19 protein-coding genes are annotated in these 23,097 nt (G+C 50.8%); 14 read left to right on the top strand and 5 right to left on the bottom strand.

Annotated features, from left to right (window positions below):
- The first annotated feature begins 179 nt into the window (after nt 1–179).
- The 3 genes from AC2215_RS03125 (at nt 180) to AC2215_RS03115 (ending at nt 5,735) form a co-directional block, all read left to right on the top strand.
- The gene (locus tag AC2215_RS03125; protein ID WP_486808495.1) at nt 180–1,952 is read left to right on the top strand and encodes a C39 family peptidase; all 1,773 of its coding nucleotides are present in this window, start codon (nt 180–182) and stop codon (nt 1,950–1,952) included.
- A gap of 125 nt (nt 1,953–2,077) precedes the next feature.
- Nucleotides 2,078–2,719, top strand: a complete 642-nt coding sequence (locus tag AC2215_RS03120) for a bifunctional 4-hydroxy-2-oxoglutarate aldolase/2-dehydro-3-deoxy-phosphogluconate aldolase (protein WP_486808494.1) — start codon at nt 2,078–2,080, stop codon at nt 2,717–2,719.
- Between the two features lie 565 nt (nt 2,720–3,284).
- On the top strand, nt 3,285–5,735 hold the full coding sequence (locus AC2215_RS03115) for a two-partner secretion domain-containing protein (RefSeq protein ID WP_486808493.1): 2,451 nt from the start codon (nt 3,285–3,287) through the stop codon (nt 5,733–5,735).
- 86 nt (nt 5,736–5,821) lie between these two features.
- Here AC2215_RS03115 and ribD read toward each other — a convergent pair whose 3' ends face one another.
- The gene (gene ribD, locus AC2215_RS03110; RefSeq protein WP_486808492.1) at nt 5,822–6,952 is read right to left on the bottom strand and encodes a bifunctional diaminohydroxyphosphoribosylaminopyrimidine deaminase/5-amino-6-(5-phosphoribosylamino)uracil reductase RibD; all 1,131 of its coding nucleotides are present in this window, start codon (nt 6,950–6,952) and stop codon (nt 5,822–5,824) included.
- A gap of 555 nt (nt 6,953–7,507) precedes the next feature.
- Here ribD and AC2215_RS03105 point away from each other — a divergent pair.
- From AC2215_RS03105 to surE, 5 genes are all read left to right on the top strand, one after another.
- Nucleotides 7,508–7,705 (top strand): hypothetical protein, encoded by a 198-nt coding sequence (locus AC2215_RS03105; RefSeq protein WP_486808491.1) that lies wholly within the window; start codon nt 7,508–7,510, stop codon nt 7,703–7,705.
- Nucleotides 7,706–7,767: 62 nt separating this feature from the next.
- On the top strand, nt 7,768–8,487 hold the full coding sequence (locus AC2215_RS03100; protein ID WP_486808490.1) for a class I SAM-dependent methyltransferase: 720 nt from the start codon (nt 7,768–7,770) through the stop codon (nt 8,485–8,487).
- Nucleotides 8,488–8,902: 415 nt separating this feature from the next.
- On the top strand, nt 8,903–10,069 hold the full coding sequence (locus AC2215_RS03095; RefSeq protein ID WP_486808489.1) for a class I SAM-dependent methyltransferase: 1,167 nt from the start codon (nt 8,903–8,905) through the stop codon (nt 10,067–10,069).
- A gap of 311 nt (nt 10,070–10,380) precedes the next feature.
- On the top strand, nt 10,381–11,631 hold the full coding sequence (locus AC2215_RS03090) for a polysaccharide pyruvyl transferase family protein (protein ID WP_486808488.1): 1,251 nt from the start codon (nt 10,381–10,383) through the stop codon (nt 11,629–11,631).
- A 282-nt stretch (nt 11,632–11,913) separates the two neighbouring features.
- Nucleotides 11,914–12,606: a 5'/3'-nucleotidase SurE gene (gene surE / locus AC2215_RS03085; protein ID WP_486808487.1), complete on the top strand. Its 693-nt coding sequence runs from the start codon at nt 11,914–11,916 to the stop codon at nt 12,604–12,606.
- A 204-nt stretch (nt 12,607–12,810) separates the two neighbouring features.
- Here the strand turns inward: surE and AC2215_RS03080 are convergent, their stop codons facing one another.
- The 3 genes from AC2215_RS03080 to AC2215_RS03070 form a co-directional block, all read right to left on the bottom strand.
- Entirely contained in the window at nt 12,811–13,518 is a 708-nt protein-coding gene (locus AC2215_RS03080; protein ID WP_486808486.1) for a DevA family ABC transporter ATP-binding protein, read from the bottom strand.
- 155 nt (nt 13,519–13,673) lie between these two features.
- Entirely contained in the window at nt 13,674–14,858 is a 1,185-nt protein-coding gene (gene devC / locus AC2215_RS03075; RefSeq protein WP_486808485.1) for an ABC transporter permease DevC, read from the bottom strand.
- A 307-nt stretch (nt 14,859–15,165) separates the two neighbouring features.
- Entirely contained in the window at nt 15,166–16,575 is a 1,410-nt protein-coding gene (locus AC2215_RS03070) for an HlyD family secretion protein (protein ID WP_486808484.1), read from the bottom strand.
- A 114-nt stretch (nt 16,576–16,689) separates the two neighbouring features.
- Between AC2215_RS03070 and AC2215_RS03065 the strand changes: the two genes are divergently transcribed.
- The 5 genes from AC2215_RS03065 to AC2215_RS03045 all read left to right on the top strand — a co-directional run bounded on the left by AC2215_RS03065 (nt 16,690) and on the right by AC2215_RS03045 (nt 22,040).
- Nucleotides 16,690–17,337, top strand: coding sequence for a TetR/AcrR family transcriptional regulator (locus tag AC2215_RS03065; protein ID WP_486808483.1), 648 nt, complete (start codon nt 16,690–16,692; stop codon nt 17,335–17,337).
- Nucleotides 17,338–17,645: 308 nt separating this feature from the next.
- Entirely contained in the window at nt 17,646–17,831 is a 186-nt protein-coding gene (locus AC2215_RS03060; protein WP_486808482.1) for a hypothetical protein, read from the top strand.
- Nucleotides 17,832–17,982: 151 nt separating this feature from the next.
- The gene (psaD, locus tag AC2215_RS03055; protein ID WP_486808481.1) at nt 17,983–18,411 is read left to right on the top strand and encodes a photosystem I reaction center subunit II; all 429 of its coding nucleotides are present in this window, start codon (nt 17,983–17,985) and stop codon (nt 18,409–18,411) included.
- A gap of 219 nt (nt 18,412–18,630) precedes the next feature.
- Nucleotides 18,631–20,169 carry an anthranilate synthase component I gene (gene trpE / locus AC2215_RS03050; protein ID WP_486808480.1) on the top strand — a complete coding sequence of 513 codons (1,539 nt, stop codon included), beginning with the start codon at nt 18,631–18,633 and terminating at the stop codon, nt 20,167–20,169.
- A 284-nt stretch (nt 20,170–20,453) separates the two neighbouring features.
- Nucleotides 20,454–22,040 (top strand): glucose-6-phosphate isomerase, encoded by a 1,587-nt coding sequence (locus tag AC2215_RS03045; protein ID WP_486808479.1) that lies wholly within the window; start codon nt 20,454–20,456, stop codon nt 22,038–22,040.
- Here the strand turns inward: AC2215_RS03045 and AC2215_RS03040 are convergent.
- Nucleotides 22,030–22,290: a hypothetical protein gene (locus AC2215_RS03040; RefSeq protein ID WP_486808478.1), complete on the bottom strand. Its 261-nt coding sequence runs from the start codon at nt 22,288–22,290 to the stop codon at nt 22,030–22,032. The genes AC2215_RS03045 and AC2215_RS03040 overlap by 11 nt on opposite strands.
- 25 nt (nt 22,291–22,315) lie before the next feature.
- Here AC2215_RS03040 and AC2215_RS03035 point away from each other — a divergent pair, with 25 nt between their 5' ends.
- The gene (locus tag AC2215_RS03035; RefSeq protein WP_486808477.1) at nt 22,316–23,008 is read left to right on the top strand and encodes a response regulator transcription factor; all 693 of its coding nucleotides are present in this window, start codon (nt 22,316–22,318) and stop codon (nt 23,006–23,008) included.
- The last annotated feature ends 89 nt before the right edge of the window (nt 23,009–23,097 follow it).

Genomic DNA, 23,097 nt, shown 5'->3' with positions numbered 1-23,097 from the left:
GCCCTCGAAAATAAGTTATTGAAAAAACAAACAATACATTGAGGATTAGAATTCATCAAATTCACCCCTCTCTTATCCACCGATCGGTGTCGATCGCCCCTTGGAGATCGAGTAAACTTGCGCCTAAAATTTAAATAGATTTGATTCAAGAGAATTGACGACTAGAGCACTGACATCCCATGAGTATTTCTTTAGTTAATGTTGCGAAATATTATAAAGGGCAACCTCACCAGAATGAAGCACTGCGCAAACTTCAAGCGCAAATCGAAGAAATCTTACCCGATATTTTCGATGAGAACTCCGCATTTGCCATAGCCTGGAGAACCCCCAGTACGCCTCAACCTCCGCTCGATCGCGAAGCGTCTCCGAAGGAGAATCGCGAGGAGAACGCCACACCGGCCCCAGCACCCGCCCCGGCACCCGAACCCGCACCCGAACCGGAACCCGAACCCGCACCGGCACCGGCACCGGCACCCGAACCCGAACCCGATGCCTCGCAATCTGCGCCAACACCCGACCCGGAACCCGAGCCGACGCCACCTCTCTCCCCGAAAGGAGCTTACATCAAGGCCGACGGTACGGTGAATCTCGATGTCCCGTATCTGAGTCAGCTCGACAATATCGATAATCCCCACGGCTCTTGCAACGTCACCAGCGTTGCCATGTGTATGGCTTATTTCGGTCATCCGATTCGCAGTACCTGGGGAGAACAGCTCGAAGACGAACTCTATCAGTTCTGTCTGGCCAACAGCTTATCGCGCCACGAACCCCACGATCTCGAAGCCCTTGCCAAACTCTACGGATACCAAAATCGCTTCGACCCCGAAGCTTACTGGGACGAAGTCAAAGCCTGGCTCGAACATGGTCGCCCCTGCATCATTCACGGCTGGTTTACCCGCTTCGGTCACATCATGGTGATTAAAGGCTACAACAACGACGGGTGGATCGTAAACGACCCTTACGGCAAATGGAACGAATGGGGGTACGATACCAGCGTCAGCGGTAAAGACTTGGTCTATCCCTACGATATGATGCTCAATCTCTGCGGTCCCAACGGAGATTTGTGGATTCACTATTGCGACGGCAAACTCGGACAAACCCCCCCACCTCCCAACTCCGGTGCAGCCGACTCCAACCCGCCAACTCAGGGATTGACCTTGCAAGATATTTTCAGCGGCAATCGCACTCTGACCATTGACGAAGCCGCCCGAGACGAACGACTGATTCGGCAAATTCAAATCCGCCTGCGTGCCCTCAAACTGATGAAAGCGCAAGCAGACGGAATTTTCGGTCCGATTACGGAAGCCGCCCTCAAGCGCTTTGCCGAAGCCTTCGAGCTAGCCGCCAACCAGATTTCTGGGGCCCTGGCCAAAAAACTGATCGAAGCCCAAGAAGTGCCGGGATTCGATCCGGGCAAAGAGCTGGTGAGTTCTCAAGTCGTTTCCACCGTCCTCAACGCACCGATGAGCGATGTCGAGACTTATCTTCCTCCCTTGCTCGAAGCGTTAGATAAAAAAGGCATTCTCGATAAACCCACCCTAATTGCAGCCCTGGCCACCATCGGCGTGGAAACCGGCGGCTTCCGACCGATTAACGAGTACGGTCCGGGGGACTATTTCACCCGACTCTACGAAAACCGTGCCGATTTGGGGAACGTGTACCCCGGCGACGGCGCGCGCTACCACGGACGCGGCTTCATTCAAATTACCGGTCGCGCCAACTACCGCACCTACGGCAATAAGCTGGGGGTGAATTTAGAAGATAATCCCGAGTTGGCACTCGATCCGGAGATTTCTACCCAAATTTTGGTGGAATATTTCTGGGATCGCGAGGTAGATTTGCGCGCCCAGGAAGGAGACTGGCGCGGCGTGCGTCTGGCCGTCAACGGCGGTTACAACGGCTGGGATCACTTCTGGGCCCTGGTGCAAGATTTTCAGGTGTACATGAGTTAGAATTTGGGGCTTGGAGAATCGGGTGTAGAGGTGTAGGGTTTGGGGGTAGGTGTGAAGGGTCGATTATCCTCCCCATCTTCCCCCGCTCCCCCATCTTCCCCATTGCCAATCTCTCCTCTAGGCCCATGACCACTTGGTACGAGCAACTTCAACTACACCGGGCGATCGCCGTGATTCGGGTCGATCGCCTGGAATTGGCGTTAAAAATGGCCCAAGCTGTTGCGGCAGGGGGGATCCGGCAAATTGAAATTAGCTGGAAAAGCGATCGGGCAGCAGTGACGATCGATAAATTGCGATCGGACTTGCCTGAATGTACCATCGGCGTGGGAACGCTGTTTAATTCCAACGATCTCAAAGAGGCGATCGCTGCTGGAGCGCAATTTGCCTTCAGTCCCCACATCGATCCGCAATTGGTACGCTCGGCGGTAGAAGCGCAAATCCCGATCGTCCCCGGAGCGCTCTCTCCCACGGAAATCGTTACCGCTTGGCAAGCCGGAGCCACTGCCGTGAAAGTCTTTCCCATTTCTGCGGTGGGGGGTGCCAATTACATCCGCAGCTTGCAAGGGCCCTTGGGTCACATTCCCCTGATTCCCACGGGAGGCGTCACGATGAACAACGCCCGCACCATCCTCGATGCGGGAGCCGTTGCCGTGGGTTTGGGGAGTACCTTATTTCCACCGTCTTTAATTCTCGATCGACACTGGCCCGGAGTATGCGCCTTGGCTCAAAAACTTCGCTACGAAATGTTGCACCAGGCGTTGCAGTGATATATTCCAAAAACCGAGGAATGCCCTGCATTCGGCGCGCAGAGTTTGATGTGGAAGACCATTGAAAGATCCAGGTAAGCTTAGGTATAGCCGTATTCAGTCGGGTTAAGACAATAGTGCGGACGCGCGTGCGCGGGCACAAACATCTTGCTCGTGTTTCCAAAGATACGATAGTTAACGTGAGTTCGGGATAAGCTGAACCCCTGATTCTGCCGTTACTGATTTTCAGCATTGGTAGGTCTCAAACCTTCATTCTCTCGTTGAGGCAGTTAAAAATCGACTCTTAACCCGAACTGACGTTAGTTAGAAGCGTCCGCGCCTACAGTGAGTACCGCGATATAGCTGTTGCCATGACAGTTAGGACGGTTTGAACGATAAATAGCCGCGCATTCCACACGAGCATCTTTCTTACCCAGATCCCCGATTCACCAACACCTGCGTCGCCATCTCCTGGCGATTGCTCTAGATGCTCGACAAGCACTTCCTCCGAACTCTGATTTGAGAAGATCCGTTTGCGACGTTCGCAAACTCAAACCCGCCAAATCCCTACACTTCAGAAGGATTCATGAACCCAGCCAAATCTCGCTCTTGGCCGATCTGTGCGGTCATTTTCGCATTGGCAACGATCGCCGCACCCGCCAACGCGCAGATTACCCCCGATGCCACTTTACCCAACAATTCCGTCGTTCTTCCCGATGGCAACCTCCTGACGATCGAAGGGGGAACGGAGGCGGGAACCAATCTCTTCCACAGTTTTTTAGAATTTTCCATTCCCACGGGGAGCGAAGCCTTCTTCAACAATGCCACCGGGATCGACAACATCATCACCCGCGTAACTGGAACCAGTCTTTCCGATATCGATGGGTTGATTCGCGCCAACGGAACGGCGAACCTATTTCTGCTCAATCCGAACGGTATCCAATTCGGACCCAATGCGCGGCTGGATATTGGCGGTTCCTTCCTCGGAAGTACTGCGGAGAGTTTGCTGTTTGCAGATGGGAGTTTTTATCGTGCCACCGAACCCAACACCCCACCGTTACTGACGATGAACGTTCCCGTGGGTTTGCAGGTGGGGAAAAATTCTGGCAACATCCAAGTTCGGGGCACCGGACATCAGATCTCCGGTCAAATCATCGGTTTTTCACCCCTCGATCGCAGTAATAATCCCATCGGTCTGCAGGTTTCGTCGGGAAACACCCTAGCATTGGTCGGTGCCAACGTGCAGCTAGAAGGTGGGGTGCTTCAAGCTGCCGGAGGACGTATCGAACTGGGGGCAGTTGGCGGTGGCACGATAACGGAAACCGTACCATTGAATTCGACGGATTTGGGTTGGCAGTTCGACTACGGGGGAATCGAGAACCTCGGCAACATCGACTTGTCGGGAAAAGCGTTAGTGGAGATCGATGGAGAGGGGGGAGCCATTCACCTACACGGGGAAAATGTGACGATGGTGGAAGGTTCGGCCTTGTTTGTCAATTCTCAAGGCACTCAACCCGGCGGAAATATTCGTATTGATGCTTCGGAGTCGATTGTTCTGGGAATGCCCTCAACCGATGGGTTTTCCACTTTGGTGAGGCAGGAGTCATTAGGCACTGGTGGGGGTGGCGATATCGAACTGGCTACCCGAAATTTGAGTGCGTCCGATCGAGCGATCGTCGACAATCGCAATTTTAGCGGAGCATTGGGTGGCAATCTGATGGTTGAAGCTTCGCAAACCGCCCAAATTCTCGGTTCTCCATTGGGTAATAGCGTCACCTTGATTCAATCGGCGACGGTCGGCGATGGTGATGCTGGGGATGCAATCCTCTCCTCTGCTCGAGTTCAACTTTTGGATGGAGCGTCATTCTCCTCTCTTTCTGGGGGTCGGGGAAATGCAGGAGATGTGGTTGTGAATGCCTCCGAGTCGATCGAATCAACTGGCGTAATCGCTGCCACGACGTTTGTTGTTGGGGATGGGGGTCAGGTTCGCATTAATACTTCTAGACTGTTACTGCGCGATGGCGGTCGCGTTGCCGCTAGCACCTTTGGCGCTGGGGATGCGGGACGAATCGAGATCGAGGCCTCTGAATTCGTCGAAGTCAGGGGAGTATCCCAAAGAACCAATAATACCGGGCTCATCAATAGCAATGCTCAAATCGCCCCCCCGGTGTTTCAACAACTGCTTGATGCACCGGTGACTCCCAGTGGAGATGCTGGGGGGATTGCCATCGAGACTCCAGTGCTGAGGGTCAGCGATTTGGGACAAATCACCGTTGGCAATGCCGGATCGGGTAACGCCGGGATACTGCAACTCAATGCCGACTCGATCGCGCTCGATATGGAAGGGAGCATTACCGCTGCCACCCGTTCGGGAGAGGGAGGTGACATTGCCATCGATGTCCGAGACTCACTGCAACTGCGCCGTGGAAGTGCGATCGAAGCGGAGTCCTCCGGCTTGGGCAATGGCGGCAACATTACGATCGACTCTGCCACGATTGCCCTGCTCGAAAACAGTGAAATTAATGCTAACGCTCTTGAAGGGGCGGGAGGCAATATCGAAATTACAACCCAAGGACTGTTCGTATTTCCCAATAGCAGTATTACCGCCAGTTCTCAGTTTGGTGTCGATGGTCGGGTGAGTGTCAATAATCCCATCATCGATCCCGCTTCGGGACTCATCGCTTTGAGCAGCAACCCCCTCAATTCCAATACCCAGATTCAAAACAGCTGCGAGATTGCCACCCGCAGCCGGTTTGCTATTACTGGAAGTGGTGGATTGCCACCCGACCCCACCCAAGCCATACCCGCACAGACGGTATGGCGGGATACTCGCTTGGGGGAAATCGACAGCCATTTGTCTCCCAGTGCACCGGAAGTTGAATCGGAGGAAGCATCCGCACCCATCGCACCGTTCCTGGAAGCCACGGGATGGCGACGGAACGAGCGCGGTCAAATCGAGTTAATCGTTGCATCGGGCAATCCAAACCATTCCCCCTGGCAACCTCACCCGGAATGCAATGAAACGTCTCAAAATTGAGCGCAGAGCGTCTCAGCCGAAATGAAACAGATGCTTATCCCATACTTGAGATCGAGCCATTCTCTGCAAGAGACCCCAAGACCCACCTACGATCGCAATTCTAAATATCCCTCGATCGCAATATCTTGCCCCACCTGAGACCAGCGTACCTTCTCTAAATTCAGGGCTTCGGGCATCATTTCTAACCCCAGATCGCTCACCGGGGATGGGGCGAGTTTGCCGCCGATGATTTTGGGGGCGATGAAGGCGATCGCTTTCTGGACCGTACCATCGGCAATCGCCCGCGCGGCAAGGGTTCCACCGCATTCCCACAACACCGACAGCGAACCGCGATCGTACAAAATATCCATCACCCCAGCCGGCGTTAAAGATTCGAGTTCGATCGTCTCCACGCCCAAATCTCGTAATTTTTGCTGGAATTCCGGCTTGGCCCCCACTTCCGTACAGACCAACGTCGGCGCTTCCTCTGTCTGCCACAAACGGGCGTCTTCGGGCAAATCCAACCGGCGACTCATCACCACTCGCAATGGGTTGGGCGCATCCGGGCGATGGCTGGTGAGTCGGGGATTATCCGAGCGCACCGTATTGCCACCCACAATCACCGCATCGCAAGCCGATCGTAAATGGTGTACCGCTTTGCGCGCCTCTTCTCCCGTCACCCAGGCACTATGACCGGTGGTGGTCGCAATTTTACCGTCGAGGGTCATGGCGTATTTGAGGATCCCGAAGGGACGACGGTGCAAAATGCGGTGAATAAATCCTTCGTTGAGTTGGCGGCAGGCTTCCTCTTCCACCCCCACGACAACTTCGATACCCGCTTCCCGCAACCGAGCAATTCCCCCTCCGGCCACTTTCGGATTGGGATCGACGGTGCCGACAACGGCTTTGGCCAGTCCCGCTTTCACTACCGCCTCGGAACAGGGGGGCGTGCGTCCGTAGTGATTGCACGGTTCCAAACTCACGTAAATCGTCGCTCCTCGGGCTTGCTCTCCAGCTTCGCGCAAGGCAAATACTTCGGCGTGGGGCTGTCCCGCACCGGGGTGAAATCCTTCACCGACGATGCGTCCGTCTTTTACCACCACCGACCCGACGAGGGGATTGGGTGCGGTTTTTCCCAAGGCCTGCCGCGCCAAAGTCAGACAGCGCCGCATCATCGCGCGATCGAATGCACTGACGGGTTCGGGTGGGGAAATACCATCTAGAGACAAGTTTTCCATGGGCTGAGGGTGGGGTGCATCTGAGGAGTCGCTCCCGGCAAAGCTCTCGCAGGAAACATGATAATGGTATCACCGCCGAGGCGATCGTTGCCCAGAGAGGGGGGATTAGGGTGTGGGGTGTGGGGTGTGGGGGCAGGAGACAAGGGGACAAGGGAGAGGGGGAAGAGCATCGCAACCGATCCATTGTCCATTCACTCTTCCTGTGGGTCCGAGAGCTACCAAAGCGGAAATCTCAGATTTTTTCCCGAGATTTGCATATTTTTGGACGAGACGACCGATAACATGACAGAAGCTAGATATAGGGCGGATCGAGATCGTCTCTCTGATGTCAGGATCGATCTCGGTCGCCATTTTTTTGCTGGGGGTTCGTGAGGGGATTTCCAGATGAGATGGAGTCCGTTCAGGGGCGTCCATTAGCGAAAATTTCTACTAAAATCAAGAAGTGGAGCGATCGAGCCGAGTGGCGATCGAGTTGCCCGTTTGTGGATTCGATGGGTTCTAGCTCTGCAAACTTGCAATCCACAGTAATCGTCTTTTATCGGAAAATCGAGAGCGATGAGTTACTTAATCGGTTTAGGCGTTTTCCTCGTTTATAGTGGTGGAGTTTGGAAGTTTTGGCAAGGGTTTCACCGTACCAATTTCGAGCGGGGGTTTGGCAATCAGCTTACCCTGGCGCTCTTGTGGCCCGTACTCTTAATTGCGAATGCTTCCTACCGAAAAAACTTTTCTAAGGCGTTGAAAGGAGGACGCTAAAAATTCGATAACATCGAGAATTTTAACTTCAAAATAGAGATTACCCAGCCATCGAAATCGACATGAAAAAACCCGTCGATATACCTCAATACGTTATTCGCAATTCCTCTGAGAATTGGACGTCGAGAATTAGTCAGCTTGCCTATCGCTACAATCAGGAATATCAAGGAGAACCCTTCGAGTTACCGGCAGAAGTCGAATCGATGCCGATTTTTCGAGAGTGGGCGGCCCGAAAACTACAATCTCGAATTGCTTCTCCCTTTTGGGAAATGGTGAAGCCGAAAAAAAATCAGCACTGTTTGGATATTGGCTGTGGAGTCAGTTTTCTCATCTACCCATGGTGGGAATGGAATGCTTTTTTCTACGGGCAAGAAGTGAGTAGTATTGCCTGCGAAGCTCTAAAATCTCGCGCGCCCCAGCTGAATTCTAAACTCTTTAAGGGAGCCAAAATTGGTGCGGCTCATCAGTTAGATTACGAACCCGATCGATTCGATTTGGCGATCGCCACCGGGTTTAGTTGCTATTACCCCCGCGAGTATTGGAGTGCGGTCATGGCACAGGTGAAGCGCGTTCTCAAACCGGGAGGACAATTTGTGTTTGACGTTCTCGATCCTGAAGCATCCTTGGCGGAAGATTGGGCTATTCTCGAAACGTATTTGGGGACGGAAGTGTTTCTCGATTCGATCGCCGATTGGGAAAAAACCATTAAAGAGGCGGGCGTGAAGAAAATTAGTTCTAAGTCGGGAGGAGAGTTATTTCAGATGTACAAAGTGCAGTGGTAAACGATGTGATTCTTCAATAGATTCTCTAATTTACGCGGCAAAAACTAACCATTACCTGTATTAATACCATTCAGCCGTTAGCCTAAAAAAGTTAGAGTCAGAAGCGATATCGTCAAAAATTCGAAATTTATGGCTTGGGTCCGGAAGCAAGGATTTAAATGAATGCTTACCTCCTATCTTAATTTCAAATCCTTGCGAAGCGATCGTTTTTTGAATCAAGTAAAAAATGACATTTTTCTAGTTCTTTAGGCTGTGTTGACATTTTGTTTTCACTGCCATGTGAGGACTGAGTTTCATCTGTGCGAGCGCGCACTCTTCGTCAACACTGCTAGTAAAAGCTTCTAGCATGAAATATTAACAGAACCTAGAATCTTTTTGTAAGTTGTACTCCGAACCCTAAGATAACTAGAATTTGATGAAAGTAACTCAAGATTGTATCAAGACCGTATATGAGCAAAGCAATGCCGTTGAACATTACTTATCTGACCATCGTCGTGATGGAGTAAAAACTCGGTGGGAAGAGCCATTTTCTCGCTCTGTGTTCAAGCAGACGATCGCATCATGCCACAAAAATCAGGTAGACAAGCTAAAAGTTCTTGATGTAGGTTCTGGTACGGGAGATGGATATGTTTTACTGTCAACGCTATTGTCAGAGACATCGGAACTGGGTAGCAGCGACAATCTAGACTACTTGGGAATTGATATCAGTCCCCAAATGGTGGAAACGGCCCGTAATCTATATGGAAACAGCAGTAACGTTCGGTTTGAATGTGCGGATATTCGGACTAGCCGATTAGAGCAACCCTTCGATGTATACCTTTCTTGCGGAGTTCCCTACTCTCATCTGACTCCCGATGAGCTTTACCAAGCCCTAAAAATGATTGTCACGAATGTTTGCGAGCATCGCTCCCGATCTGCTGTGGTGGTCGATGTCTTGGGGCGTTACAGTATCGAGTGGACGCCCAAATGGAAAGAAAACCGTTGGGATTACTCGATGAGCTTTTTCGAGAGCGAAGGCGATACAGAACCAACATGGATGAGTTTTTACTCTCACGAACACTTGCAAGAAATTATGCAGCAGGCAGCGAATGCTGTAGGCTGTCCGATTGAGAAGTGTGCGTTTTTCGATCGCTCAATTATGGTTGGTCGCCATACCTCAACAAAGCAGTTTAACCCAGAGTTGCCCAAGTATCGCGACCTAGTAAATAGTTTGCTCTCACCCTCACAACAGACAGACTTAAGCCAACTGATCTTCCCAGTCAAGTTAGGAGCGGCACCAGAGCACATCTTAGATTTCTTCAGGAAATTCTCTAGTTGGTGGAACCGTTTGGTGAGTGACGCCACAGAGTTATTGGGTGAGCCTTTGGCGGTCGATTCAGTTGAGTTGCCCCCTGAAGTTCAAGGATTTAAGGCAGCAGCCCAGAAAGAATTGCAACAGATTTCTGACCAACACCTGTACCGACAGAAGGTCGAGTCTATGCTAGCTCAAGTGTTGCGGAAATTGGAGGCAACTCAACAACCGGGCTATGGTGTTGGTCATGACCTGTTTGGGGTAATGTGGTTAGATGCTACTTTACTCTAGTTTTTGTTACTTGCTTAAGCACCTACACAGAATTAGTTACCTACTCCAAATCTCTGTAGCCCTCACATAACAGTCTGGCTTTGGACGAGACCAATCCTTTGAAGCCTTGTTCTTTCTATTAAACCTAAACTAAATCAGTTTGGGTTTATTTGGACGATTGATATAGCGCTTCGCGCTGGCATCGTTACACCCAAAAACTGGTAATTCTTATTTTCCAAAAGGGTCAATTCAAGATCTGTAAATACACCAGCACAAACTGCTATAAATATATAAAACAGCTAGACAATATCACAATAAAAAGTTAAAAAATTATGAAATTTGCCATCGTAAATGCTTGGGGATGTAACCGTGGCAGTGAAGCCATGCAGGGAGCAATATTGTCATTTCTTAACTCCCTAGACTTAAATATTAAGACAACCATCTATCTACACAAATGGTTGGACTTGGGTAGATATAAAAATGTAGAGATTAAGCCTTGGATCGCATTATCAGATATCTATCCAAATACCCCCGAACAGCTCAGGCAACTGTATCTGCTTGGGGGTATAGCTTGGCCGCAATTGCTGGCTCCAGCAGTCAAAGATTTGATACAGCACGACTTGGTTGTCAGCAGTCCTGAATATCCCTATTTTGGTGAAATATATTCAGAATACGAAAATCAGTATTTGCTGCAGTTAGCTATTTGTAATAGTAAGGGTATTCCCTTTGGAATTCTAGCCAATAGTACTGGTCCTTTTTTGAATGCCACAAAAAATATTATTCGCAGACGAGTTCTTAATAGAAGCGAGTTTTGGACGGTTCGAGAACCTATCAGCTTAGAAAATCTTTCTCAACTAAACTTAAGAGAAGACCTTCAGATCCATATGGGAGGAGATCTTGCTTTGGCTCACCCTAAAAGAAGTCCAGAAGAGTTTCTAGACAAGGGTAGCTTAGATGAATTTGAACAACTGCTTAGAGTTCTGGAACGAGAACCTTTTATTATGGTTGTGCTGACTGAATTAAAGGGGTTTCGCAGACTCGATATTGGTTCAGCTACCGTCAGTCTTACATCTTACATTACCAAAATGGGTCGTTTGCTACAGTATGTAATCGATAGAACACAACATCAAGTACTAATTTGCCCCCATTTCTATGGAAAGCTTACAGAGCAAAAACTAATTAGAGAGGTAATCGATTGTACTGAAAGAGAGTCCAAAATTAAAGTGCTGAATCCACGTTACAATGTCGAAGCACAAATGTACTTGTATGGTAAAGCTACATTTACCATCAGTTTTGGAACCTATCATTCGATTGTTTTTGCTCTCAAGGGTGAATGCCCATTCCTTTCTATTCGACAGCAGTTTAAAGTTGACGGACTATTGAAACTATTTGACAATCCCGGACCAGTAGTTACGCCAGTAGACTCAATTGAAGCATGGATAGAGGCATTTGATGAAGCTTGGCAAAATAAAAATAAAATTCAAGGAAAAATCAAAAAATATTTACCAGAAGTTGTTCGAGGAAGTCAAAAACATCTGGATATTTTGGGTGGATGGATTAAACAAAGCATTTCTCAGAAATAGAAAAAAACTATTCTTAGGTTTATGAAAACCACTATACCATGCCAAGTTTGTTGTGGAATAAAGTTTAGTGCGTTATATCAAATCCGGTTGAATAACCATAATTCCGGTTGATGTGAGCAGGGGGAGAAAGTGACTCGTGGGATTTGTATATTATGGTGAATTACCCGGATCTGATATTATTCAACAAAATTGAATAGTTCAATACCTATAAAAATTGGAAAAGCAAGAGGGTCAGCGCCTGAACAGATCGGTCTTATTTTGCTTATTGATTGATGTGAGATTATGGCTTTTTTAGTAACTAATGATGATGGGATTAATGCTCCCGGCATTCGCGCATTACACAAAGCATTATCCCAAGTAACAACCGATCGCATTGCAGTAGTTGCACCTAAACAACACCAGTCAGGCTGCGGGCATCAGGTCAATATTCGCACGGTGATTCCAGTGGAACGGCGATCGCCTACAGAAGTGAGCGTAGACAGTACGCCAGCAGATTGCGTTCGTCTGGGGGTTAACTATCTCTACGACGATATCCACTTTGTTGTCTCTGGGATTAATGCTGGCTGCAATATGGGATCGGACATTTATCCTTCAGGGACAATAGGGGCTGCTAGAGAGGCAACGATACATCGCCTTCCGGCGATCGCTTTTTCTCATTTTAAGAGAACTGACTGGGAGATAGACTGGGAGCTGGCAACACAATGGACTGTGCAGGTATTGCAGAAATTATTAACTCAACCCCTTGAACCTGGGAGTTTATGGACTGTTAACTTTCCTCATCTCGAACCTGATGCATCTGAGCCAGAAATGGTGTTTTGTTCTCTGTGTACCCGTCCTCTACTAACAGAATTTGTTAAAAAAGAGAACGGGTATCTTTATGTGGGAGACGATATTAACCGAAAATCTGATTCAGGAACTGACGTTGATGTGTGTTTATCAGGACATATTGCTATAGCAAAGATTAGCTTATGGTAAATTCGGTCAAATCCGCCCGTTATTCCCCTAAGTTCATGCTGAAAGTGGCAACAGTAAATGTAATCCAGGAGGTTAATCAACCCGATGAACTAATTCCTGTATTGGTTTTGTGTCCATCTCAAGATGAGAAGCCGTTATTTTCTAGTGCTGATTTTTCTGCTTATATAGTCGCGAACAGCAACGCTCGAGATGCTTGCATTCAATCTAATGGGAAGCTGCCATGGCTTCAGGTTGAGCGGCCAAGCGTCCATCTTCCATGTAGATAATCCGATCGGCGATATCTAAAATCCGATTATCGTGGGTGACGAGCAAAATCGTACAGCCTTGTTGCTTGGCTAAGTCATGCATGATATCGACGACATCCCGTCCCGATTTTTTATCGAGGGCAGCGGTGGGTTCGTCGGCAAGGACAATTTTGGGACGACTCACCAGGGCGCGGGCGATCGCAACCCGCTGTTTTTGCCCCCCGGAGAGATTCGCCGGATAGTAATTGATGTGCTCTTTCAACCCAACTTTGGTCAGCATTTCGGCTGCCCGACGGTGGCGTTCGGCTTTGGAGAATTTGCCGTGAACTTCTAAACCCATTTGCACGTTTTCCAGGGCAGTTAAACTGCCGTGCAAATTGTGGGCTTGGAAAATGTAACCGTTGTTTCGCCTTGCCTTGACTAAATCTTTCTCACCCGCTTGGCACAGTTCTTGTCCTAAAATCTTCAAACTGCCCGATTGAGACGATCGCAAGCCGCCCATTAGCGTCAGGAGGGTGGTTTTTCCAGAACCCGAGGGCCCGGTCATAATGACAATTTCACCGGGCATAATCTCTAAATTTATATCGAATAAGACCTGTTTTCGGAGTTGTCCCGATCCAAAATAATGGTCGAGTTGGCAAATGGCGATAACGGGTTGTTTTGTCATGATTTGAGTGGGAGTATCTTGCTCGTATTGGGCTGGCAATCTATTGGAAATATGGGTCGAGTCGGGGTGATCCCCCCGGGTGTATCCAGAATTTTAGGTTTGGGTAGGCACAGGGGCACTACCCCGACTCTGAAGCGCACCAATGCGATTGAGTCTTAGAAAATATCAGCCGGATCGGCCCCTTGAAGTCGGCGAGTCGCGATCGCCCCGGATACACCACAAATGAGAATGGTCAGTAAGAGGACTTGAACGGTTCGACTCAAGGGCATCACGATGGGCAATGCGGTGGCTGCGGCAGTGAGTTGATAGGCCCCGAGAGCGATTCCCAAACCGGGTATGAATCCCAGCACCGATAAAATCAGGGCTTCTTCAAAAATTACTCCCAGTAAATAACTGTTGCGATAACCCATCGCTTTGAAGGTGGCGTATTCTGCCAGGTGGCTGTTCACATCCGTCGAAAGCACTTGGTAGACGATGACGATGCCGACGATAAATCCCATTGCCGTCCCCAAGCCAAAGACAAACCCAATGGGAGAGGTGGATTGGATCTCGGCCATTTCAAAATCGACATAGCCTTGACGGGTCAATACCTGCACGTCGTCGGGTAGGTGAGCTGCCAATGCCGCTCTCACCTGTTCGGGGTCATATCCCGGATGTAGGTGAATCAGCCCCAAACTGAGTGCACCCGCATCCCGTCTGGGAAACAACCGCAAAAAGTTTTGGTCGCTGGTAATCAGCGCGCCGTCGTCGGAGAAGGATGCACCGACTGCGAACAATCCGGCGACGGTGACAGTTCGCAAGCTAATTTCTGTGGTGACCGTTTCTCCCCGTTCGACTTGAGCAATAATGTCCTGATATTCTCCTCGCGATGCGCGATCGAATACAACCGTATCTGGCAATCGAATTTTATCGAGTTGTTGGTTGACGTCGGGTAAATCGAAGGCCGGGAGATCGGGATTTTGTCCGATGATGAGCATCGATGTCTTTTTCCGGGTTTGGGGATTTCGCCAATCGATCGATCTCAAATACAACGCATCGGCGGATGCAACGCCGGGTACATCTTGAGCTTGGTAAAGCCGCCGTCGGGGAATGGTTCTTAACCGCCCGAAGTTCTTGGCTTGGGTACTGATGACAACTAAGTCGCCTTGGAGGGTGCGGGGATATTGGGTGTTGGTTTTGTAGAGGGCATCGGCAAACCCCAATTGCATGAAAATCAGAACGTCAGCAAATGTAATCCCGGCGATCGCTGTTAACAATCGCATTGGATCGTGTTTGAGCTGAAGCAATCCCAATGGCGTACGCTGTTGCAGGGTTGTGAGTGTTTTGATGAAGCCGAGCATGGCAGTAACTCCTGATGTTTAGTGGTTTTGGGCCTTCGGGGGTAGAGGAGGTCGAGGGGGCACAGGCAGGGGAAAAGTCATCAGTGGGAGCATCTTGCTCCCGTTTGCCCCAAATTCTCCCGTTTCTACTATTTCCTCCCTTCCCCCATCACCGCATCCCCGTGTCCGAAGCGTCTTCCCCATCCGCCATCACCGCGTCCCCCTTGTCATCTCGGAGGGCGTTAGCGAAGCCATGCGTGAGGGCCATAGCATTTGGATATGTAAGGTTTCGTTAGAGCCAGAATTAGTCGCTCAAATGCTTACGCCCCTACAGTGCAACCTGGACGGTGACTTGTAAATTCGTCAGTCCGGCGACTTTCTCGCTCGAAGCCGGATCGAGGCGGACGCGCACTTCAATGACTTTGGCATCGATATTAGCGGCCGGGTCTTCATCTACAACCCGTTGCTGTCCCACCTGTAAGCCAATCTGTTCGACAGTTCCTTGGAGGGTATCGGGAATGGCGGGGGATGTAATGGTTGCCGTTTGCCCGATTTCAATCTTGGCGATGTCGCTTTGGTAAACTTCCGCAATCGCCATCATTTGTTGGGTTTGCCCCAAGGTCACAATGCCGCTATCGGCGATTCTTTCCCCAGGACGGGTGTGAATTTCCACGATTTGACCGGTTTGGGGGGCGCGGACGTAGATGTCTTCGAGATCGGCTTGGGCGCGTTCGACATCAGCCATGGCTCGATCGACTTCTGCTTGGGTCACTTGCACGTCTACGGGGCGCACTTCGGCAATACTATCGAGTTGGGCGGCAGCCGCGCTGGCTTGTTCGATGCCGGTGCGCTGGATGCGATCGAGGTTGGCTTGGGCTTCGACCAGTTGCTGGCGGCTGGTACCGTCGATTCGGGCTAAGTTGGCGCGAGCTTCGGCGAGTTGTTCGGTTCCGGTGCGCCCGATGCGATCGAAGTTGGCTTGGGCTTCGGCGAGTTGCTGGCGGCGCGTGTCTGCATCGAGCCGTTTGCTATCGAATAGCGACAGGGAAATGGCTCCTTGTTCGTATAACTGGCGATTGCGCTGATATTCGGCTTCGGCGTTTTTGAGTTCGGCTTTGAGTCGTTCGAGGGTAGCCATTTGAGCGTTGCGATCGCCTTCTAACTGAGCTTGGATGCGCTCGAGGGTGGCTTCCTGGGCGAGGCGTTCTGCATCCCACTGGGCTTGGATGCGCTCGATGGTGGCTTCCTGGGCGGCTTCTTCTCCCTGCCACTGAGCTTGAATGCGATCGATTTCGGCGGTTTGGGCGGCAATATCCCCGGATTTTGCCCCGGCTTTCACTTGTTCCAAACGCGCCTGGGCGACGCGGACATCTTCTTCAGCTCTCTCCAAGGCAGCCAGGAGGCGCTCTTTTCCATCTAAAACGGCGATAACCTCCCCGGCTTCAACCCGATCGCCTTCTTGGACGAATAACTCTTCCATCCGACTCCCTTGGGTGGTGGTTGGAGCGGTTAAATCGATGGTTTCTCCCATCGGTTCGAGTCGTCCCAAGGCCGTTACCGTTTTAATTTGCGGGACGATTTCGACTTCTGTGGGACTGTCAACCGGCGCGGTTTGCATTTGCCACATCCCCCAGGCTGTCGTTCCCGCAATGCCCAAAATTGCGGCTCCAACGAGGACGAGGGAACGACGAGGCCATGGATTCAATGCTGCCCGATCGCTGAATGCGTTTAGATTCATCAACTTTATCCCGAAAAGAGAAAGCTCTATATTTTTATATTACTAAACGGTTTAGTATTGTCAAGATTGCGATTGAGTAGAATAACTGCATCGAAACTTACCTCCTCTATTCTCGTGAATCGTTCAATTCCACCCAAATCCACTCCCAGCCAAGAGAAACCCGAGAAAGCCAAAGCCATACTCAAGGGAGCATTGGCGGTGTTTACAACCCAGGGGTACGCAGCCGCGAGTATGGATCGGATTGCTGCCGCTGCCGGGGTTTCTAAGCCGACACTGTATCGTTACTTTCAAGATAAAGAGGGGTTGTTTGTTGCTCTGATGCAGCACCTCACGCAAAACAGCCGTCAGATTCTGTTTAGCTTGCCCACAAACCCAAACCCAGAAATGCCGCCGGAAAAGATGCTGCATCATATGGCCACTTCGGTACTCACGGAGTTTTCCGGCAATCAAGCGTTTTTAACCTTGATGCGATTGATTATTGGTGAATCCGAGCGGTTTCCAGAACTGGCTCGAACCTTCTTGCGCGAAATTCAAAAACCTTTATTGGAAAAGCTATCGGGGTATCTAGCTTCTCAACCCCAGCTTAATTTTCCCGATCCGATGGTGGCTGCACGAATGTTTGCTGGGTCTTTAGTACATTACCTAATTCTGCAAAATATCATGCACGGCAGCGATATTATTCCCTTGGAGCGCAATCGCATGGTCGATGGTTTGATTGCGATGATGATGAGTGCGGGAAAAAACGAATCGAGTCAGGGGTAGTGCCTTCGTGCCTACCCAAATACCGGGGCGATCGGGGATATGCAGACCCCTAGCTGATTGTGACCGATTTGAGTTTCCAACAGTCTGAGATTTGCTGGTATGCCATGCGCAGTTGGATTGAATGTCTTTCCAAAGAGACTAAGCGAGGCGGTTTGGGCTGGCATCATACCAAAATGACAGGCCCCCAACGAGTTGAACGGCTATGATTAGCCATTGCTGTGGCCACTTGATAGTTGGTCAGTGTTGGCGGATGCTCAGACGCTCAATTATTCCCTAGCCGTTTAGACCTAGACAACCCAGAATCTCTGATGCCCGGACCCTCCGAAGCACTCGAGACTTCATCCCCTCCTGGCTTTTCTCAAACCTCCTCGCCACCACGTTGGTTGAGTTGTTTTCGCCGGGGATTTTTAGTGCTTTTGGCTCGTGCCATCCATGGGGTTTTCCTACCTCTAGGTTCCTTGACTTCTGAGTGGATTCCCGTACCCGATGGCTAAATCTAAAAAACATTCCCTTGAAAGACACCCCACACCCCACCTCAACAGCACACATCGGTCAGAACGGCGAACTGTTACATTTGTTGACAACATCGTCGGAGAGGGAATTTCTCAGTGATAGGATGCCATCAAAACCATTTGTGAGAACACTATGGCAGAAGAACTAACAGGAAAAACTCCGATATTTGGCGGTAGCACCGGCGGTTTGCTCACCAAAGCCGAAGTCGAAGAAAAATACGCCATTACTTGGACCAGTTCCAAGGAACAGGTGTTTGAAATGCCCACCGGTGGCGCGGCCATCATGAACGAAGGCGAAAACCTGCTTTACTTGGCGCGCAAGGAACAGTGTCTGGCACTGGGAACCCAGTTGCGGACGAAGTTCAAGCCCAAAATGGAGGATTACAAAATCTATCGGGTGTTCCCCGATGGCGAAACCGAGTACCTGCATCCTAAGGATGGCGTGTTCCCCGAGAAGGTGAACGAAGGCCGGGAAGCCGTGGGTAGCGTCAATCGCAAGATCGGCGATAATCCCAATCCTTCTAAAATCAAGTTCAGCGGCAAACAGCCTTTCGATCCGTAGAAGGTATTGTAGAAGGCATTCGGGGACAAAGACACTGGGGACGCGATCGCCCCATCCGCAATCGGTCGGTTTTTTGTCCCCCGATTCGACCGTCTCAATTAACGTAAATTCGGGATAAGCTAAAACCTTAACGCGATCGTCTCCCGTGCAACTCTCCGAGTAAGATGCACCGTCGATCGACTTTTATAAGGGTGGCGAACCCGCCCCTGACGTTCGATTATGATTTTTCCCGATTTCTCCGAGTTTTCCCACCTCGCCACACAAGGTAACTTCATCCCCGTCTATCAAGAGTGGGTGGCCGATTTAGATACCCCCGTGTCGGCTTGGTATAAAGTTTGTGCGGGTCAACCCTACAACTTTTTATTGGAATCGGTGGAGGGGGGAGAGCGACTGGGACGCTACAGTTTTCTCGGTTGCGATCCCCTCTGGGTTTTATCGGCTCGGGGAAATACGACCACCCAAACTCACCGCGACGGTCGCATTGAAACCTTTACCGGCGATCCCTTTACGATTCTGGCAGATTGCCTGAAGTCGTTTCAACCGGTGAAGTTACCCCAACTGCCTGCGGGGATTGGTGGTTTATTTGGTTTTTGGGGATACGAACTGATTCAACCCATCGAACCGCGCGTCTCCATTTATCCGAGTCAAGCCGAAGACTTACCCGATGGGTTGTGGATGCAAGTCGATCGGCTGTTCGTATTCGACCAAGTGAAGCGGAAAATTTGGGCGATCGCCTACGCAGATTTGCGCGACCCGAATGTGGATGTTGCCGAGGCGTACCAAAAGGCGGTGGATGCGGTCGCTAAAATGGTCGCCAAACTGCAGTTGCCCCTCGATCGTCAAGATACGATGCTCGAATGGACTCCCCCCACGCCAGGGAAAGCCCACGAGGAAGACTCAACCCTCTACACCAGCAATATTCCCAAAGAACAATTTTGCGAAAACGTCTGCAAGGCTAAAGACTATATCAAAGCCGGGGATATCTTCCAGGTGGTGATTTCCCAGCGATTGTCGGCGGAGTATGGCGGCGAGCCGTTTTCCCTGTATCGTTCCCTGCGCCTCATCAACCCTTCGCCGTACATGGCGTATTTTAACTTCAACGATTGGCAGCTCATCGGGTCGAGTCCGGAAGTGATGGTGAAAGCCGAACGAGATGGCGATGGCTCTACGATCGCTACCGTGCGTCCGATCGCCGGAACTCGCCGCCGAGGGAAAACCGAATCCGAAGATGCGGCCCTCGCCCAGGAGTTGCTCGCCGATCCCAAAGAAGTGGCCGAACATATCATGCTCGTCGATTTGGGACGCAACGACCTCGGCCGCGTCTGCGAGAAGGGTTCGGTGCGGGTGAACGAACTCACCATCGTCGAACGCTACTCCCACGTCATGCACATCGTCAGTAACGTTGTCGGCAAGCTCGAGGAGGATAAGACCGCTTGGGATTTGCTCAAAGCCTGCTTCCCGGCTGGAACCGTCAGCGGCGCACCGAAGATTCGCGCCATGGAGATTATCCACGAGTTGGAACCCTGCCGTCGCGGTCCCTATTCGGGAGTTTACGGCTACTACGATTTTGAAGGTCAGCTCAATAGCGCCATTACCATTCGCACCATGGTGGTTCGTCCGGGGGAAACCGGTCATATCGTTTCCGTCCAAGCGGGGGCGGGATTGGTGGCCGATTCGGAACCGGAAACCGAGTACCAGGAAACGTTGAATAAAGCCCGAGGTTTGCTCGAAGCCATTGGATGTTTGCGATCGTCGTGAACGTTGCGTCCGCGTCCCCGAGGCAAACTGAGGCAATGTAACGAATGTCTTGAAAAGACTTGACAAATATTCAGACATGAGATTTGTATTGCCTTAGGTCAAGGACTCCCGATCGAACTCATCGGATATACGCTAGATGTAGAGTGAATTGAAACCAAAGGGTACTAAAAATTTGGCTTGGGGGAGCGTTGAGAATCCTTCCTCTGGATAAGGGTTTGACGATTTGGGCGGTTAAATTAGTCTAAACTCCAAATAGGTAAAAACGATTCAGAGGAGACTCTGCTATGGATGCTGCGACACTCTGGCAACGCTATCAAGACTGGCTGTACTATCACGAGGGTTTGGACCTGTACCTCGATATCAGTCGAATGGGATTTGACGATGCCTTTGTTGAAACCCTCAACCCTAAATTTGCCAAAGCTTTTGAGGATATGGCAGCCCTAGAAGCCGGAGCGATCGCCAACCCCGACGAAAATCGGATGGTGGGTCACTACTGGCTGCGCGACCCGGATTTAGCCCCCACCCCGGAAATTCAGAAGGAAATCGTCGAAACGTTAGATCGCATCGAAACCTTCGTCCAAAAAGTCCGCATCGGCACGGTACATCCCCCGAACGCGCAAAAATTTACCGATATTCTCTCCATCGGCATTGGCGGATCGGCACTCGGCCCTCAGTTTGTCGCCCAAGCTTTAGCCCCCGACAATCCTCCTCTCGATCTTCACTTTATCGATAACTCCGATCCGGCCGGTATCGATCGCACCCTCGCCCAACTCGGCGATCGCCTCAGCAGTACCCTCGTCTTCGTCATTTCCAAATCCGGCGGCACCCCTGAAACCCGCAACGGCATGGTGGAAGTGCAAAAAGCCTTTGTCGATCGCGGTCTCGATTTTGCCAAGCAAGCGGTTGCCATTACCGGAGTCGATAGCAAACTCGACAAACGCGCCCAATCCGAAGGGTGGCTGACGACCTTTCCCATGGCGGACTGGGTGGGGGGACGCACCTCGGAACTTTCGGCCGTGGGCTTGCCGGCAGCCGCCCTCCAGGGTATCGATATCCGCACCCTGCTTGCCGGGGCGAAAGAAATGGACGAAGCCACCCGCGTTCGAGATCTGAAAAACAACCCTGCCGCCCTTTTGGCTTTGGCGTGGTACTACGGGGGGAACGGCAAAGGGGAGAAAGATATGGTCGTCCTCCCTTACAAAGATTCCCTGTTGCTCTTCAGCCGCTACTTGCAACAACTGGTGATGGAGTCGTTGGGAAAAGAAAAAGACCTCGACGGGAATGTGGTCAATCAAGGGATTGCGGTCTACGGGAATAAGGGTTCGACCGACCAACACGCCTACGTCCAGCAGTTGCGCGAAGGGGTACCGAACTTTTTTATGACTTTCATTGAAGTTCTCGAAGATCGCCATGGCAACTCCCCAGAAATCGAACCCGGGGTGACCTCCGGCGACTATCTCTCAGGATTTTTGCAAGGAACCCGCACCGCCCTCTACGAAAATCAGCGAGATTCCATTACCCTGACGATTCCCCAGGTCAATCCCCGAACCGTGGGAGCGATGGTCGCCCTCTACGAACGAGCGGTGGGATTGTATGCGAGTTTGGTGAATATCAATGCCTATCACCAGCCGGGGGTGGAAGCGGGGAAAAAAGCCGCGGCGGCGATTTTAGAATTGCAAACTCAGGTAACGACCGTGTTGAAATCTGCATCGGAACCCCTTTCGCTGGCCGATTTAGCCGAACGAACGGGTCGTCCGGAGGAGATTGAAGCCATTTATAAAATCCTCCGCCATCTCCACGCCAATCAACGGGGCGTAACTTTAACGGGAAATTTGGGAAAACCTGCTACGATCGAAGTGTCTATTGCCTGAGAAATCGGGTTTGGGATGTGACAAAGACTTGGGACGCGATCTCGCCATCGGTCAATGAGTGAATCGTCCAAAATTTTACCGATGTGCGAACGTTTGTAATATTGCTCGATGTTTTCTCATTTCCTAAATTTTGAGCGTTTTCCGATCCCTTGATGGATAAATTGGCGTGGGGGGATTCTACGCCCACTGCGTCATCCAACCCACCCCCGTGCCGATCGATGAGGTCGCGATCTGCCGAATTTCTCGGCATCCCTGGCACTCTAGCGGTCAAAATTATGCCTCTGACCATTCTTGTTGTTGATGACGACCCCGGAATCCGAATTTCGATCGGAGATTATCTAGAAATGTCTGGGTACTTGACCATCGTTGCCCAGAACGGTCGAGAAGCTTTGAGTTTGGTCGAGAAATACCATCCTCACTTGATGGTGACCGATGCGATCATGCCTCAAATGGATGGTTACGAACTCGTGCGCAAAGTTCGGCAGCGTCCGGATTGTCGCTTGCTACCCGTCATTTTTCTGACGGCCCACAATAAAACGGACGATCGCATTCGCGGCTATCAAATGGGGGTGGACTTGTATATGCCCAAACCCTTTGAATTGGAGGAATTGGGTGTGGTGGTGCGCAACTTTCTCGATCGCTATCTCGATATCATTCACTCTTTAAATCCCGGCATTCCCTCTGGACTTTCCTCGCCGACGCAAGTTACTCCACCCGCAGAGTTCTCCAACGACGATCGCACTCCCGATTCTTCCTCACCGAATATCGTCGAGTTAGATTTAACTAAGCGCGAATGGGAAACCCTCGAACAAGTGGCGAAAGGATTATCGAATGCCGAAATCGGGGCAAATCTTTACCTGAGTCACCGAACGATTGAAAAGTACGTCGGTCGGCTTTTGAGCAAAACCGATACCAAAAATCGTGCGGAGTTAATTCGTTTGGCGATCGAACATCATTGGGTGGATTGACGCTTTCCCATTGAAAGGATGGGGGAGTTGGTGAGGGTTGGCATCTTTCAAGACGCTCTCAACCCGAACTCACTTCAATGAGATAGCCG

Source organism: Zarconia sp., assembly GCF_057467645.1.
Note: the sequence above shows the minus strand (reverse complement) of the source record. Positions and strands in the feature narration are given on the sequence as shown.